The following is a 483-nucleotide window of genomic DNA, read 5'->3' on the forward strand; positions in this document are numbered from 1 at the left end:
AATTAAGATTGATGAATTATTGTGAAATTTAGCCATGGATAGCCTTAATAACACTGACTTCAAAAAGCTTGCGAGCCAGCAAAAAACCATTCAGATGAAGATGCGTTTACTTGCGCTCGCACACTTTAAAGACGGCCTCTCTCGTACACAAATTGCAAAATCTCTCAAAGTCAGTCGAACCAGTGTCAATAAATGGGTTCGGATTTTTTTTGAAGAAGGCCTAGAAGGACTTCAAGAAAAACCTCGGACTGGTAGGCCTGCATACCTCACCGATGAGCAGCGGGCTCAACTCAGTGCCTTCATAAAAAAAGAAGCTGAATCACCTTCTGGTGGCCGCCTTGTTGGAAGCGATATACATGACTACATCGTTAAACACTTTGACAAGCACTACCACCCTAATTCCATCTATTATCTCCTCGACCACATGGGTTTTTCTTGGATAACTTCTCGTTCCAAACACCCTAAACAATCACAGCAAATACA

At 42.0% G+C, this 483-nt stretch carries 1 protein-coding gene; it reads left to right on the forward strand.

Annotation, left to right across the window (positions count from 1 at the left end; all coding sequences use genetic code 11):
- Nucleotides 1–34: 34 nt before the first annotated feature.
- Nucleotides 35–483, forward strand: a 449-nt coding sequence (locus AB4263_RS24230) for a transposase (protein ID WP_371721113.1), incomplete at its 3' end; no start/stop codon positions are given.

It is taken from the genome of Vibrio sp. 10N.261.55.C5 (assembly GCF_041470505.1).
Classification (GTDB): Bacteria; Pseudomonadota; Gammaproteobacteria; order Enterobacterales; family Vibrionaceae; genus Vibrio; species Vibrio crassostreae_C.